This is a genomic window from Candidatus Nanopelagicus hibericus, assembly GCF_002288005.1.
Taxonomy (GTDB): Bacteria; Actinomycetota; Actinomycetes; order Nanopelagicales; family Nanopelagicaceae; genus Nanopelagicus; species Nanopelagicus hibericus.
In genome coordinates, this window is record NZ_CP016771.1 from 760,629 (window position 1) to 775,126 (window position 14,498).

17 protein-coding genes are annotated in these 14,498 nt (G+C 42.5%); 2 read left to right on the forward strand and 15 right to left on the reverse strand.

Annotation, left to right across the window (positions count from 1 at the left end; translation table 11 throughout):
- From B1s21160_RS03950 to recG, 9 genes are all read right to left on the reverse strand, one after another.
- Positions 1-3,108, reverse strand: coding sequence for a chromosome segregation SMC family protein (locus B1s21160_RS03950; RefSeq protein WP_095672497.1), 3,108 nt, complete (start codon positions 3,106-3,108; stop codon positions 1-3).
- 55 nt (positions 3,109-3,163) lie between these two features.
- Positions 3,164-4,006: a bifunctional DNA-formamidopyrimidine glycosylase/DNA-(apurinic or apyrimidinic site) lyase gene (gene mutM / locus B1s21160_RS03955; protein ID WP_095672498.1), complete on the reverse strand. Its 843-nt coding sequence runs from the start codon at positions 4,004-4,006 to the stop codon at positions 3,164-3,166.
- A gap of 15 nt (positions 4,007-4,021) precedes the next feature.
- Entirely contained in the window at positions 4,022-4,708 is a 687-nt protein-coding gene (gene rnc / locus B1s21160_RS03960) for a ribonuclease III (RefSeq protein WP_041887460.1), read from the reverse strand.
- Between the two features lies 1 nt (position 4,709).
- A complete protein-coding gene (rpmF, locus tag B1s21160_RS03965; RefSeq protein WP_095672499.1) occupies positions 4,710-4,883 on the reverse strand; it encodes a 50S ribosomal protein L32 in 174 nt (57 codons plus the stop codon).
- A gap of 83 nt (positions 4,884-4,966) precedes the next feature.
- Positions 4,967-5,542: a YceD family protein gene (locus tag B1s21160_RS03970; protein ID WP_041887461.1), complete on the reverse strand. Its 576-nt coding sequence runs from the start codon at positions 5,540-5,542 to the stop codon at positions 4,967-4,969.
- Positions 5,543-5,548: 6 nt separating this feature from the next.
- The gene (locus tag B1s21160_RS03975; protein ID WP_041887462.1) at positions 5,549-6,025 is read right to left on the reverse strand and encodes an ATP synthase subunit B family protein; all 477 of its coding nucleotides are present in this window, start codon (positions 6,023-6,025) and stop codon (positions 5,549-5,551) included.
- A gap of 2 nt (positions 6,026-6,027) precedes the next feature.
- A complete protein-coding gene (gene coaD, locus B1s21160_RS03980) occupies positions 6,028-6,510 on the reverse strand; it encodes a pantetheine-phosphate adenylyltransferase (protein ID WP_041887463.1) in 483 nt (160 codons plus the stop codon).
- A gap of 43 nt (positions 6,511-6,553) precedes the next feature.
- On the reverse strand, positions 6,554-7,138 hold the full coding sequence (gene rsmD, locus B1s21160_RS03985) for a 16S rRNA (guanine(966)-N(2))-methyltransferase RsmD (protein WP_095672500.1): 585 nt from the start codon (positions 7,136-7,138) through the stop codon (positions 6,554-6,556).
- Positions 7,135-9,321 carry an ATP-dependent DNA helicase RecG gene (recG, locus tag B1s21160_RS03990; protein WP_095672501.1) on the reverse strand — a complete coding sequence of 729 codons (2,187 nt, stop codon included), beginning with the start codon at positions 9,319-9,321 and terminating at the stop codon, positions 7,135-7,137. The genes rsmD and recG overlap by 4 nt, the downstream gene beginning before the upstream one ends.
- A 129-nt stretch (positions 9,322-9,450) precedes the next feature.
- Between recG and rpmB the strand changes: the two genes are divergently transcribed.
- Positions 9,451-9,636, forward strand: a complete 186-nt coding sequence (rpmB, locus tag B1s21160_RS03995; protein WP_095672502.1) for a 50S ribosomal protein L28 — start codon at positions 9,451-9,453, stop codon at positions 9,634-9,636.
- Here rpmB and thiL read toward each other — a convergent pair whose 3' ends face one another.
- Positions 9,637-10,572: a thiamine-phosphate kinase gene (gene thiL / locus B1s21160_RS04000; protein ID WP_095672503.1), complete on the reverse strand. Its 936-nt coding sequence runs from the start codon at positions 10,570-10,572 to the stop codon at positions 9,637-9,639.
- 83 nt (positions 10,573-10,655) lie between these two features.
- Between thiL and B1s21160_RS04005 the strand changes: the two genes are divergently transcribed.
- Complete coding sequence (locus B1s21160_RS04005; protein ID WP_041887467.1) at positions 10,656-10,892, forward strand: Lrp/AsnC family transcriptional regulator; 237 nt, start codon at positions 10,656-10,658, stop codon at positions 10,890-10,892.
- A 20-nt stretch (positions 10,893-10,912) separates the two neighbouring features.
- On the opposite strand, the gene B1s21160_RS04010 is transcribed toward B1s21160_RS04005, so the two are convergent.
- Genes B1s21160_RS04010 through B1s21160_RS04030 form a run of 5 tightly spaced genes read right to left on the reverse strand, consistent with a single transcriptional unit; the run spans position 10,913 to position 14,469 of the window.
- A complete protein-coding gene (locus B1s21160_RS04010) occupies positions 10,913-11,149 on the reverse strand; it encodes a hypothetical protein (protein ID WP_041887472.1) in 237 nt (78 codons plus the stop codon).
- Positions 11,146-11,643: a YbaK/EbsC family protein gene (locus B1s21160_RS04015; protein ID WP_095672504.1), complete on the reverse strand. Its 498-nt coding sequence runs from the start codon at positions 11,641-11,643 to the stop codon at positions 11,146-11,148. The genes B1s21160_RS04010 and B1s21160_RS04015 overlap by 4 nt, the downstream gene beginning before the upstream one ends.
- 5 nt (positions 11,644-11,648) lie before the next feature.
- The gene (locus tag B1s21160_RS04020; protein ID WP_095672505.1) at positions 11,649-12,692 is read right to left on the reverse strand and encodes a D-alanine--D-alanine ligase family protein; all 1,044 of its coding nucleotides are present in this window, start codon (positions 12,690-12,692) and stop codon (positions 11,649-11,651) included.
- Complete coding sequence (locus B1s21160_RS04025) at positions 12,692-13,690, reverse strand: NAD(P)H-dependent glycerol-3-phosphate dehydrogenase (protein ID WP_041887527.1); 999 nt, start codon at positions 13,688-13,690, stop codon at positions 12,692-12,694. Before B1s21160_RS04025 ends, B1s21160_RS04020 begins: the two co-directional genes overlap by 1 nt.
- A complete protein-coding gene (locus B1s21160_RS04030) occupies positions 13,687-14,469 on the reverse strand; it encodes a lysophospholipid acyltransferase family protein (protein WP_095672506.1) in 783 nt (260 codons plus the stop codon). Before B1s21160_RS04030 ends, B1s21160_RS04025 begins: the two co-directional genes overlap by 4 nt.
- Positions 14,470-14,498: the final 29 nt, after the last annotated feature.

The window sequence follows — 14,498 nt, forward strand, 5'->3', positions numbered from 1 at the left end:
TTAGGAAACTGCGTCAACTTCACGTATGCGCTGAGAGATAACTTCACTGACCCCATCACCACGCATAGTCACTCCATATAATGCATCAGCAATCTCCATGGTTCGCTTTTGGTGGGTAATGATAATTAATTGAGATTTCTCACGAAGCTCTTCAAAAACTCCAAGCAGCCTTCCTAAATTTGTGTCATCTAATGCCGCCTCAACCTCATCCATTACATAAAATGGCGAAGGTCGCGCTTTAAAGATGGCAATTAATAGGGCAACTGCAACTAAGGAACGTTCACCTCCAGAAAGCAGCGACAGACGCTTAACTCGCTTGCCAGGAGGCCTGGCCTCAACATCAATTCCAGTTGTTAACATATCTGACGGATTTGTAAGAATTAATTTTCCATCGCCACCAGGGAATAATCTTGCAAAAACTAATTCAAATTCTCGAGCGGTATCTTCATAAGCTTGAGTAAATATCTGCTGGACTCGGTCATCAACCTCTTTAATAATCTCTAATAAGTCCTTCTTTGTCTTCTTGAGGTCTTCTAACTGCTCCGCAAGATAGCGCAGTCGCTCTTCCAGTGATGAGTACTCTTCTAGAGCTAATGGATTAATTTTACCCAGCAGAGTTAATGATCGTTCTGCTTGCGATAACCGCTTCTCTTGTTGGTCTCTTCGGTATGGGATCAGATCACCGGGTACAAACTCACCTTGCTCGTTTTCATAAAATGTTGGTACATCATTGCTTGGACCATATTCGTTTAGCAGGGTGGTCACATCAATTCCAAGCTCCTCCACCGCCTTATTCTCCATTTGCTCAATCCTTAGCCGCTGTTCGGCACGTGTAATCTCATCTTTGTGCACACTTGAGGTGAGTTTTTCTAATTCAATTGCTAACTCTCTACTGATCGTGCGCAAACTTAGAATTTCACCCTCTCGCTCTGATCGTGAAGTTTCTAATCTGGCCCGTTCAGATCCAGCGCGAGAAATTGATGATTCAATTTGAATCAATGCCTCATAGGCAGTGTCGGCAATCTGCTGCGCAGTTATCGCTGCCTGAGCACGATTTTCTCGCCGTGAAATTGATTTAGAAGCAGCATCTCTCTCCGTCTTCGCCTGATTCTCCAATGCTAAAGCTCGTTGTGCGATTGCATCTTTACGCTCTTCAATAGTGCGCAAATTAAGTCGTGCCTCAACCTCTTTGGATCGCGCACCTGAAACTTGTGATCGTAAATCTTCCAAGTGGGTTAAATCTGGCTCAATAGGAGTTTGGTGTGATTCAAATTGCGCGATCGCTGCAGCTAAATCTCTTTCATCAAATGTACGTTGCTCATTTGCTGCGTCCAAAGTAGAGATTAGGCGATCAACCTCTTCACTAGTGTTTTTAACATTTTGACCAGCAATTGCTAATTGCTCTGCTAATCCGGTCATGGCTGCATCTGAATCATTTAGCTTTGATAGCGCCAACTCATAATCTTTATTCACAGCGCCGAAGCGATCTTGTGCGGTATTTAGCTCAAATTTAATGCGATCACAATCCGCAGATACTTTTGCGACTTCAGCCTCACAATTTGAGGTAAGAATTGAGATCTTTTCAATTAGATTTGAACTTCCTGAGGCTGCCACTAAATCTGTAATCTCTTTAAAGGCTGTTAACCTACCAAGAGATCCAGCTCGTAGTTTTTCAGTTGATTGGAGTTTTTCGGCTAAAACTTTCAACTCACCTTCGGCTGCCTTTAATTCAATTTTTAATTTGTTAAATATCCCATCAAGACCTGGCTCTGAAGCAGTGAGTGAAGATATTTGAGTTTCAATTACTGCAAAACCTTCACGATAACTTTTTAATCTATCTTCAGCAGAATTTTTAGCAGTAGTCAACCGACTTATCTCACCATTGGTTGCATCAATTCTGGAACGAAGTCCATTGATGTGACCTTCTTGCCTGGCAGTACCCTCTCGCTGATCTGCAATTGCACGCAGAGAAGCCGAAACTCGATTTTCTTCCAAAGCAAGTTGATCTTCAATAGCTTTCAAAGAGTTTGAATCAAGATATAACTGTTCTTGAGAAATCTTTACCTGCGCAAAAAGTGCTGACTCTTCTTGTCTTAGTGATTCTGCTTCTTCTTCTAATGCTTTTGGATCTCTACCAGTAGCTTTTGCCTCTTCCGCCTCCTCCGTTAAAAATCTTGCCCGTTCAGAGGCTAGATTCTGCACGCCTCGAATTTGTTCTCGCTGCGCCGTTAAGCGATAGAAATTCTCCTGCGCAGCGATTAATTGTGGATTCTCACTTGCGGCAATCGCATCTAATTCAATCTCTCGGTTTCTTGCCGTATTTAATTCTCGTTCTACCTGCTCTTTTCGCTCACGCAGCACATTTTCGTCTGCAACTTCAACCTCCATCTCAGATCGCATTCGAGTTAGATCATCAGCCAGCAATCTAAGTTTGGAATCCCTGACATCAGACTGAATTACTGATGCCTTACGAGCAACCTCAGCTTGTTTGCCCAACGGTCGCAGTTGCCGACGAAGCTCAACAGTTAAATCTTGAATTCGTGCAAGATTTGTTTGCATAGAATCTAATTTACGCAGCGCTTTTTCTTTACGCTTGCGATGTTTTAAAACACCAGCTGCCTCCTCAATAAAGGATCTGCGCTCCTCCGGATTTGCCAGCAAGATTGCATCTAATTGTCCTTGTCCAACAATTACATGCATTTCACGACCAATACCACTATCACTTAGCAACTCTTGAATATCTAGCAGCCTGGTTGTTTCACCATTTAATAAATACTCAGAAGCCCCATTCCTAAATAAAACGCGGGTGATGGTAACTTCAGAAAAATCAATTGGCAGAGCCCCATCAGTATTATCGATAGTTACTGAAACTTCAGAGCGACCAAGTGGCGCCCTACCTGATGTGCCGGCAAAAATTACATCTTCCATTTTGCCACCGCGCAATGATTTTGCGCCTTGCTCTCCTAATACCCAAGAAAGTGCATCAACAACATTTGACTTGCCAGAACCATTTGGGCCAACAACACAGGTAATGCCCTGCTCAAAATTTAAAGTAGTGGAGGAGGCAAAGGATTTGAACCCTTTCAGGTTCATACTCTTTAGATACATAGTTCACCCCTCATAGGCGCAAACCTATCTAAAAATCACTCAGATTTGGCTTTACCTACCGTTGGCAACGCGGACAAAAATGAGAGGATCGATTTGCAAAGGCGATTCTGCGGATGGCAGTAGAACATCTCGAACATGGTTGCCCTTCACGACCATAAACGCTCAAAGAGCGGGAAAAGTAACCACTCTCACCATTTACATTTTTATATTGCTCATCAAAGGAGGTTCCGCCAGCTTTAATTGCACCTTTCATGACCGATACCGTACTTGTAATAACCTTTTTAATTTCAGATTCGGATAAATCTTCACAGATAATCTCTGGATGAATCCTCGCCCGCCATAAGCCTTCATCAGCATAGATATTTCCAATGCCACTGACAACCCCTTGACTTAGTAGGGCTGGTTTAATAGCTGTTTTCTTTCGCTTAATATTTGATACTACTTGTTTAATATTAAACTCTTTTGCAAATGGATCAAATGCAATATGTTCAACGCAGGTCGGAATACCATTGGTTAACTGCTCAACTGATAACCAGCCAAAGGTACGCTGGTCAATAAATCTAATCTCATCTCTAATTTTTTTTGGCCGTATACCTTTGCCTAATCCTAACTTCGCTCGTAGGTGTGGTTGTTTGGTAGCAAGAGATGGCTGCACTAGTAATTGACCACTCATCCCGAGATGCGCCACTAATGTTATTTCTCGATTCAATTCAAACCAAAGAAACTTACCCCTGCGGTGCACGGCAAGGATTTTTGCACCATTAACCGCAGATAACCCGGCGATAGAACTAGGTTTTATTGCCCTAGGGTGGAAGGTTTCCGCATCACAAATGATTTTTCCAAGAACATATTTCTCAAGCCCTCTTCGAACTGTTTCGACCTCAGGTAGTTCTGGCATTGCAGAGTAAAACTACTATTTCTTTTTACTTCTACTGCTTAAAAGATCATATGCAAGCTTTGCTGCCGCCTGCTCGGCTTCACGCTTACTTTTCCCGTCACCACTAGGAAACTTTTCACTACCGATATTTACGGTGGCGATAAAACTCTTATCGTGATCTGGTCCTGATTCAGTAATTTCATACTCAGGTGTTGATAAATTTAAATCTGAGGTCAACTCCTGAAGAGCAGTTTTACTATCAAGGCTGGCACCCATGCCAGATGCCAAAGTAAGTGCTGGTTTTATCCATTCTAAAACTATCTGTGCAGTATTTGCATAGCCGTGCTGAATATAAATTGCACCAACTAACGCCTCTAGCGAATCAGCCAGAATTGAATTCTTATCCCGTCCATTCGTAGCCTCTTCACCTTTCCCTATGCGAAGATGCTCACCTAATTTTAGGTCGCGTGCTATTTGAGCTAGTGCCCTCATGTTTACTACACCAGATCTAAGTGGACTTAATCTGCTCTCATCTAAATTGGGAAATTGTTTATAAAGCTCATCGGTGACAACTAGTCCTAATACTGAGTCACCTAAAAATTCTAATCGTTCATTTGTCGGAATACCGCCGGCTTCGTAAGAAAAAGAACGGTGGGTTAATGCAAGTTCCAGCAACTCATCCTTAACCAAGATTCCGAGTCGCTCGGTTAGGCCTGAGTACAGATCAGACCTCTAAAACCTGACGACGATTATAAGTACCACAGGTTGGGCAAGCAGTGTGCTGCAACTTTGGTTGTTGGCATTGTTCACAAGTTGCAAGATTTGCAGGAGTTGTCTTCCACATGCTGCGACGAGAGCGAGTGCGTGCTCGCGACATTTTCCGCTTTGGAACTGGCATGATTTTTACTCCTTAGATTTATGCACTAGTGCAAGGTGAGAATTATCTACGAAAAATCTAATCTTGTAAAAACGGCTTAACAATTAAGCGTCAAAATCCTTCAAAGCTGCCCAGCGAGGGTCTGCCTCGGTGTGGCTGTGATCCTTTGGTAAGGTGCGCCATTTTTCACCGCAAATTTGGCACAACCCAGGGCAATCCTCAGAACACAATGGATTTACGGCTAAATTTAAAATTACTGCATCCCTGATCGGTAACTCTAGATCTATCTCATCCCCATCCATGAAGTACAAATCATCCTCTTCTAAATCAACCTCACTATCTTTGGCTGAGCGCTCCTTGCCCCGCTTCTTACCTGCACTTTTGTTAGCAGCGCTTTCATAATAGAAAAGTTCGGTAAAACTCTCATCAATTGGCCAGGTAATGCCATCAAGACATCTTGTGCATTCACCAGTTGCCTGTGCCATAACCCGGCCCATTGCTAATACACCCTCATCTACCGATTGAATTCGTAGATCTAATTCAATAAGCTCACCAGGCTTTACAGCTAGCAAATCAACACCAACTGGTTCAGTTATTTTAAGATCCAGCTCATACTCTCGCATCTCACCTGCTCGGTGTGGCAAATCATGAGTATTGAAGATAAATACTGAACGAGCCATCTGAAACTACTTCTTTAAGTCAGAGAGCGCGTGTTTGGTTTCAAATCCACCTAATTGATCCCGGCCCTTACTAATTACATCCAGTGTCTTATTCAAAACTACTTCCAAAGTTGCCAATCTAGTATCGATATACTCATCGATCTCATCTCGACTTGCCTTACTCTCAGCATTTACCTCAGCCATAATTTTTTGCGCTTCCTTGCGGGCATTTGCAACGATACTGGTTTGCTCGACTAGGCGTGCTACCTCATCCCTAGCTTGGGCAATAATGGCATCCGCCTGCTCATGAGCATCCTCTAAAATCTTATCTTTTTGTCGCAAAACGGCGATTGCTTTTGAAAGATCTGCAGGAAATGAAACCTTTACTTTGTCGAGAATTTGCAACATTTCACCACGATTTAAAACACAAGATGCAGAAAGTGGAACTGAACGAGCCTCTTCAACCGCTGCAATAGCCGCTTCGAGGCTTTCAACTACATCCATTTTTATTCCTTCCGCTTAACTCTCGATTTTAACCTATCCACGATAGCAGCAGGAATATAAGCTGATACATCACCGCCATAGCTTGCGATCTCCTTGACTAAAGAAGATGATAGAAAAGAATGCGAAGGCGCTGTGGACATGAACAAGGTTTCAACCCCTTGTAATTGTAAATTCACCTGGCTCATCTGTAATTCATAGTCAAAATCACTCACCGCTCTTAAGCCCTTAACAATGGTGGGAATCTTATTTGCCCGACAATAATCCACTAATAAGCCACTCCACGAGTCAACTTTTACATTTGAATAACGGCTAGTGACCTCTTGGATCATCTTAATTCTCTCATCGACTGTAAATAATGAACTCTTAGTTTGATTAACCAAGACTGCGATAACTACCTCATCAAATAATGTACAGGCCCTAGCAATAATATCTAGGTGACCATTGGTGATTGGATCAAAAGATCCTGGACAAACCACACGCCTCATGGATAAAACGCTAGCAACTAATTGCTAAGTTAGCCATTTTGCATCAAATCTTGCGCTCAGTTAATACTCCGTAATGAATACTACCGGCGCCGTATGAGCGCAGCTTTAACTGCTCCAATCCATCTGGCCAAGTGAACTCTTTGGATTTGGCATCGCGCTCAATTGCAATCACACCAAATTTGCTTAATAAGTTTAGGGTAAGTATTTTCTTTAAGATTTTCTCCACCTCACTATTAGCCACCTCATATGGTGGATCAATATAAATAATTTCATATGGATTTTTTGCAGTATGGTTTAGAAATTCAAATATGCTGGTAGTGTGAACTTTATATTTTCCAACCCCATCAAGATTTGCAATTAATGCAAAATTACTCTCACATACTTGCGAGCTGACTACATTATTTTCTACCGCTTCAACTAATGCCACTCCTCGAGATAAAGCCTCCACCCCTACCGCACCAGAGCCAGCAAAAAGATCTAGGAAATGTAATCCTTCTAAAGTACTAAAGGTTGAAATCAGAGATGAGAATAATCCTTCTCGTGCACGATCAGATGTAGGTCTGGTAATTGAAGGGGGTGAATGAAGTTTGCGTCCTTTTCCAACTCCAGCAATTATTCGCATACTCATGATTTATCCATAAATTCAGTAGCCTCATCAACTTTCAGCTTTTCAACCTCACTTTTTAATTGTGGCAGATTAATCAAATCTGGTTGCTTTACCAAAATGTTAAGTGCAACATTTCTGGCTTGATCAATTAAGTTTTCATCACGTAACACTCGCAAAAGACGCAAATGTGATTTACCGCCAGATTGTGAGCGACCAAGGACATCACCCTCTTTGCGCTGCTCAAGATCCAATCTAGCTAGTTCAAAGCCATCAAGTGTTGCGGCGACGGCCACCAGCCGTTGCATGCTTTGAGAATTCTCTTGAGCATTACTTACAAATAAACAAAGTCCAGGCACGCCTCCCCTGCCAACTCGCCCTCGCAATTGGTGCAACTGCGAAACACCAAACCTATCTGCATCCATTATTACCATCATTGATGCATTGGGAACATCAACACCAACCTCAATTACAGTAGTTGCAATTAAAACCTCAATCTCTCCTCTTGCAAATGCACTCATAGTTTCATCTTTTATCTCACTAGATAACTTGCCATGTAGCACTGCTAGTTTTAAACCTTTAAGTGGGCCAGTAGCTAGCTCTGGCGCTAACTCTTCAACCGCACTCATTTCATCATTATCGAGGTACTCCTCACCAAGCAAGGAAGCTGCGGTGATTTCTCGCTCTGTCATTTTCTTATTCGGATTGGCAATTCTTGGTGCAACTATATAAACCTGATGTCCTTTTGCTACCTCCTCTTTAACTCTCTCCCAAGCTCGGTTCAAATAATGCGGTTTTTCAAGCACTGGAATTAAGTGAGTTGTAATTGCAATTCGACCAGCAGGTAGCTCATGCAGAGTTGAAATATCAAGATCACCAAAAACTGTCATTGCGACTGTTCGAGGTATTGGCGTCGCCGTCATTACTAAAAGATGTGGTGGCTGCTTTGCTTTCATTCTTAGCGCATCTCGTTGCTCTACACCAAACCTATGTTGCTCATCCACTACAACTAAACCTAAATCCTTAAACTCAACCCCATCTGAAATAAGTGCATGTGTACCAATTACAATTCCAGTTTGCCCAGTGGCAAGTTTTGTGTGAATCATTTTTTTCTGAGCAAGAGGCAGAGAGCCAGTTAATAACTCCACCTGGGTACCAATTTCACCAGCTTGCAATGTTCCAGCCTGAGCTAAATCACCCAATAATTTAGTAATCGTTCGATAATGTTGTTGAGCTAATACCTCAGTTGGCGCCAGCAGCGCTGCTTGGCCTGATGAATCAACTACCGACAACATCGCCCTTAATGCCACAACTGTTTTTCCAGAGCCCACCTCTCCTTGTAATAATCGATGCATCGGATAATTATTTGAAAGATCCTTCTCGATTTGATTATTGATCTCAATTTGTCCAGCGGTGTATTGGAATGGCAATTTTTCCTCAAAAGCTGCCACTAAAACTGGCGTATTTGGAGTTCGTGACTTTGTAATCAATTTTGCTATTTCATTTCGTCTCATACCCAACAACAACTGCAAAAGCAATGCTTCATCAAAAGTTAATCTTTTTCTAGCATTTTCTGCCGACTCAAGATCTGGCGGCTGATGAATATCAGTAAATGCTTTTTTCAAAGTTGGATATCCGAACTCAGTAGCAATCTCTGGTGGCAAATAATCTGGCATTTCATCGAGGGAATCCAGAGTTAATTTCACACACTGCATGATCTTCCAGGAGGGTAGCTTTGATGTCGCTGGATATACGGGCAAAAATTTGCCAGCAAACTCAGCAACTGCCGAATCGACATCTTCACCATCTGGTATTAATTGGTAATCAGGGTGAGATAGTTGACGTTTTCCTTTGAAGATACCTACTTTGCCCGCAAATAACCCCACCCGGCCAGTTTTTAACTCTTTCTCCCGCCAGGCTTGATTAAAAAAAGTCAGGGATAAATTAGCGCTGCCATCAGTGACTACTACCTCTAAGATATTTTTTCCATTTGCTCGACGTAATTTAACCGCCTCTATTTCAGCCAAAATTGTTACCTCATCATCAGCAATTAAAGTTGAAATATCAGTCAATTCACCACGGACGACATACCTGCGCGGATAATGTCGTAGCAATTCATTGACATCTCTAATCCCAAAGGATTTCTCCAAAACCGCAGCGGTCCGATCACCCAAGACATTACTCAATCGGGTGGTAAGGATTGCCATAGTGGAAGTATCTAACGCCACCTGGCTAACTGTGCGTAACTACCCACCGGATTAGCCAATTAATACCCTCACAAGGTAATCTTTCGCCTCTAATTAAGTGAACCAAGGAAAATCAAGGGAGCAAAGAAAGTGTCTTCAGTATGCGATCTGTGCGGCAAAGCTCCAAGCTTTGGTAACAATGTCTCCCACTCAAAGCGTGCAACCCGCCGCCGCTGGAATCCAAACATTCAAAAAATCCGCACAATTATTAATGGCCAAACCAAGCGTAAAAATGTGTGCGCATCATGTCTTAAGGCAGGTAAAGCAGTTCGCTAATTAAAAGTGCTGATATCCAGCCTTTTCGATTTTTTCACCATCGAGTAAAACTTCACCACTACCCGCCTTTACGACACCAATCTGCAAACCAATCTCATCACCGGCTTTTTCAGGATCCACGGTGGCCAAGAAGAAGTGATCCTCTCCCCCCGTTAAAATCCAATCAAATACCTGCTCGCCTAACTCAACTGCGAGCTCTGCTAAATCTTTGAAATCTGATCCCATTGAAATTCTCTCTTTAGATAAATTGATATTCACATTAGATGCCGATGCAATATGTCTGGCATCAGTGACTAATCCATCGCTGATATCACACATTGATGATGCTGCAGCAATTAGTTTTTTCGGTGCATTTAACTTCGGATTCAAATGAGCATCAACGACATATCTAGGGCGATCTAATCCCCGAGTTAAGATAGCAAGTCCAGCGGCGGATAACCCAGGTAAGGAAGATACGTAGACCAAATCACCTACTTTTGCACCTGATCTAGTAATTGGTTGTTCTGAAATCTCGCCAAGTGCAGTAATACTCAAACTCAACTTTTCTGATCTACTTAAATCTCCACCAATAACTACAACTTCAAATTTATCTGCAACTGATCTGATTCCTTTTGCTAACTCACTAACCACCTGCGAATTATTAACTTCAGTGATAGCCGCTGCTACCAATAGATATTTTGGTGTAGCACCCATAGCAAATATGTCTGCCAAATTTGATGTCGTTAATTTGGCACCGATTTGAAACGGAGTAGACCATTCCCGCTTGAAATGAATATCTTCAACCGCCATATCCACCGTGGCCACTAGTTTTTTATTGGAGGCCAAAACCACGGCAGCATCATCGCCGATCCCTATTTCAACGCCACTTTGGAAGGAGGTGTGAAAAAGATCGCGCAACTGTGCGATCAGCCCTGCTTCAGATTCAATCAATGGCACTCCCCAATTAAGTCGCTATAGGCTACTCTTTCACATATCTACATTTCATTGTTGAACATGTAGCTTTGATTGAAAGGCAAGAGATGTCAGTTCAGGCTTACATACTTATTCAAACTGAGGTTGGTAAAGCTTCCAGTGTTGCCAAGGCTGTCTCTGCAATTGCAGGTGTGACCATCGCCGAAGGTGTTACCGGTCCATATGATGTGATTATGCGAGCAGAGTCACCTAGTATGGAAGATTTTGGGCGAACTGTGTTGGCTAAAGTTCAAGCAGTATCTGGAATCACCAGAACTTTGACCTGCCCCGTGACGAGCCACTAAGAATTGATCAGTATTAATAACTAGAACCAACGAATCATTCCAATGATTCCTGCCGTTGCATAAAAAAATTGCAAGAAGAGTATTCCTTTATGTTTTCCGAGAAATGCCCAGATCCCGATTAATCCAGATGATACAAGTAATAAAGTAAACCCGATGAACTCCGCGCCAATATTCGCTGCAACTAGAAGTGAATAAAAAATTGCAGTCAGTACACCTAACCACTCAAAAATACGAGATTTATTGGATCGAATTTTCATAAACTCTCCTTGCCAACCTTCATCGGTGTTGCCTGCGCTGCAGATAATAACTCTGCAAAAGTTGTTGGAAAGACCGCATGTGGGTGCCCTGCTGCTGCCCAGACAACCTCGTAATCATTTAATGCTTCGTCGATTAAAGTAAGTGACGGAGTTTTAATCCATCCAATTGGCGCCACTCCCCCAATTGAAAACCCTGATTTTTCTTTAACGTAATCAGCGTCAACCCGCTCTAATTTTTCAATACCTAATTTGTTAGCAACTAGCTCGGTATCAACACGGTGCCGGCCAGAGGTGATAACTAACAACGGTGTTTCATTAGGCAACTTAAATATTATTGAGGAGGCAATTTGACCCACCAAGATTCCAAGGCCTGCTGCAGCCTCCGCGGCACTCTTTGCTGTTTCACTTAACACCTTTATTTCACCCTTAATTGAGAATGTTTCCATGGCAGCTACTACCCGCTTTACTGCTGATTTTTCCAAAATGCCATTCATGGTTATTAGCGCGTAATGCTGGCTGACCGGTTTTGCGCTGTGTAAATCAATTTAGTAATTAGCTGCTGATAATTAATGCCACTATGCTCAATCAACTTTGGGTAAACCGAGGTCGGAGTAAATCCAGGCATGGTATTAATTTCATTTATGATAATTTCGCTATCATTTGAGTAGAAGAAATCAATTCTCGCTAATCCTTCACAACCAGCAGCCTTAAATGCTGTTAAAGCTGCTTGTTGAATTTTTGCCTCGACCCCCGCTGGTAGATCTGCTGGCACAAGTAGTTGCATTGTATTATCTAAATACTTTGCTTGAAAATCATAAAACTCATACTTTTCAGCAATCACAATTTGGCCCACTGCAGAGACTTTGATTTCACCATCTGCTTGTAAGACCGCACATTCAATCTCCTTACCAACTACTGCTTTTTCAATAATTACCTTAGTATCAAAAGTAAGCGCATAATCAACCGCCGCAGATAATTCATTTGCTTGCTTGACCTTACTGGTGCCTCTGCTCGAACCACTTCTTGCTGGTTTCACAAAGAGTGGATATGAGAGATTGCTCGGTAAAGTAAATTTATTTGAGGATACCACTACGCCTTCGGCTACCTTCAGCCCTTGGGCAGCAAAAATTGGTTTTGCATAAGACTTATCCATACTCACTGCACTTGCTAATACACCAGAGCCGACATAACGAAGACCAATCATTTCAAATAATCCTTGAATAGTGCCATCCTCGCCATATGGACCATGCAAAATTGGAAATGCCACATCAATTGCTAAATTCTTGCCACCTGAGAACAATCCGCTACTGGTCAGAGAGATCTCAACTCCAGATTCGGGTACTGAGGGTAGAGCGCCATTTATAATCGAAAAATTTGTATCCTCGGCAAGCAATAACCACTTGCCACTTTTAGTTATACCAATTAGAACGGGATCAAATAAGCTGCGATCTATCGCACCTAGAACTCCATTTGCCGATACACATGAGATCTCATGCTCACTACTTTTGCCACCACAAATTATTGCTACTCGAACTTTGCTCATTAGATCTCAGCCTTAATACTGACGGTCATTAGTCGAGCCATTGCATCCTTTGGATTTAATGTGCCAGCAACAACATCGGAGACGGCTTCAATGATCGGAACCTCAACTCCAACTCGGTGCGCAAGCTCTAAAATTGCACCTGCTGAGTAAACACCTTCAACTGTTTTTACTACCTGCGCTCTAGCCTTTGCGATCGAGCCAGATTTACCAAGCACCTCACCAAAACTTCTATTTCTTGACAGCGGTGATTGTGCACTTGCTACCAAGTCACCAATTCCTGCCAACCCCAAAAATGTCAGTGGATTAGCTCCGTACGCCTGGCCGAGTTTTGCAACCTCAGATAAGCCACGAGTAATCATTAGGCCTTGTGTATTTTCGCCATAACCCATACCAACTGCAATACCAACTGCAAGTGCTACAACACTTTTTGCAGCGCCTGCAAACTCGCATCCAACTAAATCTGAAGATGGATAAATTCGGAAGTAATTGGTGGAGAAAAGCTCTGACATTACTTCAATATTTGCAGGATTTTCAGAGGCAGCAACCGCACCAGCTGGCTGGCGCATAATGATCTCACTCGCCAAATTTGGCCCAGTAATGATGCCAAATTTTGATTTATCCATCTCTAATACCTGTTGTGCGACCTCAGTCATTCGTAACTGAGTTTCAACCTCAATTCCTTTTAAAGTGCTAATGATTGGTAAATCTTTTGGAAAAAAACCTTTCCATGTTTCCAAGTTTTCACGTAAAGTTTGAGATGGAATTGCCAGCAAGATCACATCTGCAAACTCAAGCACAGCTTTAATATCAGTAGTCGCTTTGAGTTCTTTTGGTAGGTCAATTCCCTTTAAAAATCTGCGATTAGAATGGCGGCGATTAATTTCGCGTACTACTTTTTTATTTCGCCCCCAGATTAAAACCTGTTGTCCAGAGTCAACCATCACCTGACCTAATGTTGTGCCCCACGCACCCGATCCAAGTACTGCAACCTTTTTCATTTATTTCCCTTTTTAAAATTTCCAATGCGAGGAAGGTTTGATTTTTTAGGATCAAAAATTTCTGATGATGCACTTTCACTACGCAACTGTTCCAACAATTTGGTAACCGCACTCATTACATAAGCTGTTGCCTCCTCTAACGCAACAGGATCTTCAGCTCTGCCTTGCCATTTTGAGAACTCTAATGGCGCTCCAGCGATGACCTGGAACTTGGCTCTGGGAAATAATTTCAGTTTTTTGCTGTATGCCGGAAGCACTTTTTGTGCTCCCCATTGCGCGCAGGGAATCACAGGTGCCTGAGTTAAGATCGCCAGCCTTGCAATCCCAGTTTTCGCCTTCATAGGCCAATAATTTTCATCCCTAGTCAGAGTTCCCTCTGGATAAACACCAAGTAGATGACCTGACTTTAAAAATGCAATTGCATGCACCAGCGAATTAGAGGCGCCAGTGGTTTCACGTTCAACTGGTATTTGCCCCGCGCCACTTAATACCCGACCAATTATTGGGAGTTTAAACAATGAGGCTTTACCTAAATATCTCGGCGCCCTGCCATTGTCATAAAGAAAGTGGGTGAAAACTAAAGGGTCAACATAAGAGATGTGATTACAAACTGCAATTGCAGCCCCACTTTTAGGGATATTTTCCATCCCCTGCCAATCCCGTTTACCAATTAGATTTAATATTGGCCGTACCAAAGTGGCGCCAAACTTAAACCAACTAGTCACTCCTAATGGTTTTCCAGCTGGGGGTGCGTAGGAAATCGCTATTTCAGTAGACACTCGTTAATTCTACGACCAATCAGGATAAT

What these genes read in the sequence shown, in the direction of transcription:
- B1s21160_RS03950 (WP_095672497.1), bottom strand. Translation starts at nt 3,108, where the DNA reads ATGTATCTAAAGAGTATGAACCTGAAAGGGTTCAAATCCTTTGCCTCC.
- mutM (WP_095672498.1), bottom strand. Translation starts at nt 4,006, where the DNA reads ATGCCAGAACTACCTGAGGTCGAAACAGTTCGAAGAGGGCTTGAGAAA.
- rpmF (WP_095672499.1), bottom strand. Translation starts at nt 4,883, where the DNA reads ATGCCAGTTCCAAAGCGGAAAATGTCGCGAGCACGCACTCGCTCTCGT.
- B1s21160_RS03970 (WP_041887461.1), bottom strand. Translation starts at nt 5,542, where the DNA reads ATGGCTCGTTCAGTATTTATCTTCAATACTCATGATTTGCCACACCGA.
- B1s21160_RS03975 (WP_041887462.1), bottom strand. Translation starts at nt 6,025, where the DNA reads ATGGATGTAGTTGAAAGCCTCGAAGCGGCTATTGCAGCGGTTGAAGAG.
- coaD (WP_041887463.1), bottom strand. Translation starts at nt 6,510, where the DNA reads ATGAGGCGTGTGGTTTGTCCAGGATCTTTTGATCCAATCACCAATGGT.
- rsmD (WP_095672500.1), bottom strand. Translation starts at nt 7,138, where the DNA reads ATGAGTATGCGAATAATTGCTGGAGTTGGAAAAGGACGCAAACTTCAT.
- recG (WP_095672501.1), bottom strand. Translation starts at nt 9,321, where the DNA reads ATGGCAATCCTTACCACCCGATTGAGTAATGTCTTGGGTGATCGGACC.
- B1s21160_RS04005 (WP_041887467.1), top strand. Translation starts at nt 10,656, where the DNA reads ATGTCAGTTCAGGCTTACATACTTATTCAAACTGAGGTTGGTAAAGCT.
- B1s21160_RS04010 (WP_041887472.1), bottom strand. Translation starts at nt 11,149, where the DNA reads ATGAAAATTCGATCCAATAAATCTCGTATTTTTGAGTGGTTAGGTGTA.
- B1s21160_RS04015 (WP_095672504.1), bottom strand. Translation starts at nt 11,643, where the DNA reads ATGAATGGCATTTTGGAAAAATCAGCAGTAAAGCGGGTAGTAGCTGCC.
- B1s21160_RS04020 (WP_095672505.1), bottom strand. Translation starts at nt 12,692, where the DNA reads ATGAGCAAAGTTCGAGTAGCAATAATTTGTGGTGGCAAAAGTAGTGAG.
- B1s21160_RS04025 (WP_041887527.1), bottom strand. Translation starts at nt 13,690, where the DNA reads ATGAAAAAGGTTGCAGTACTTGGATCGGGTGCGTGGGGCACAACATTA.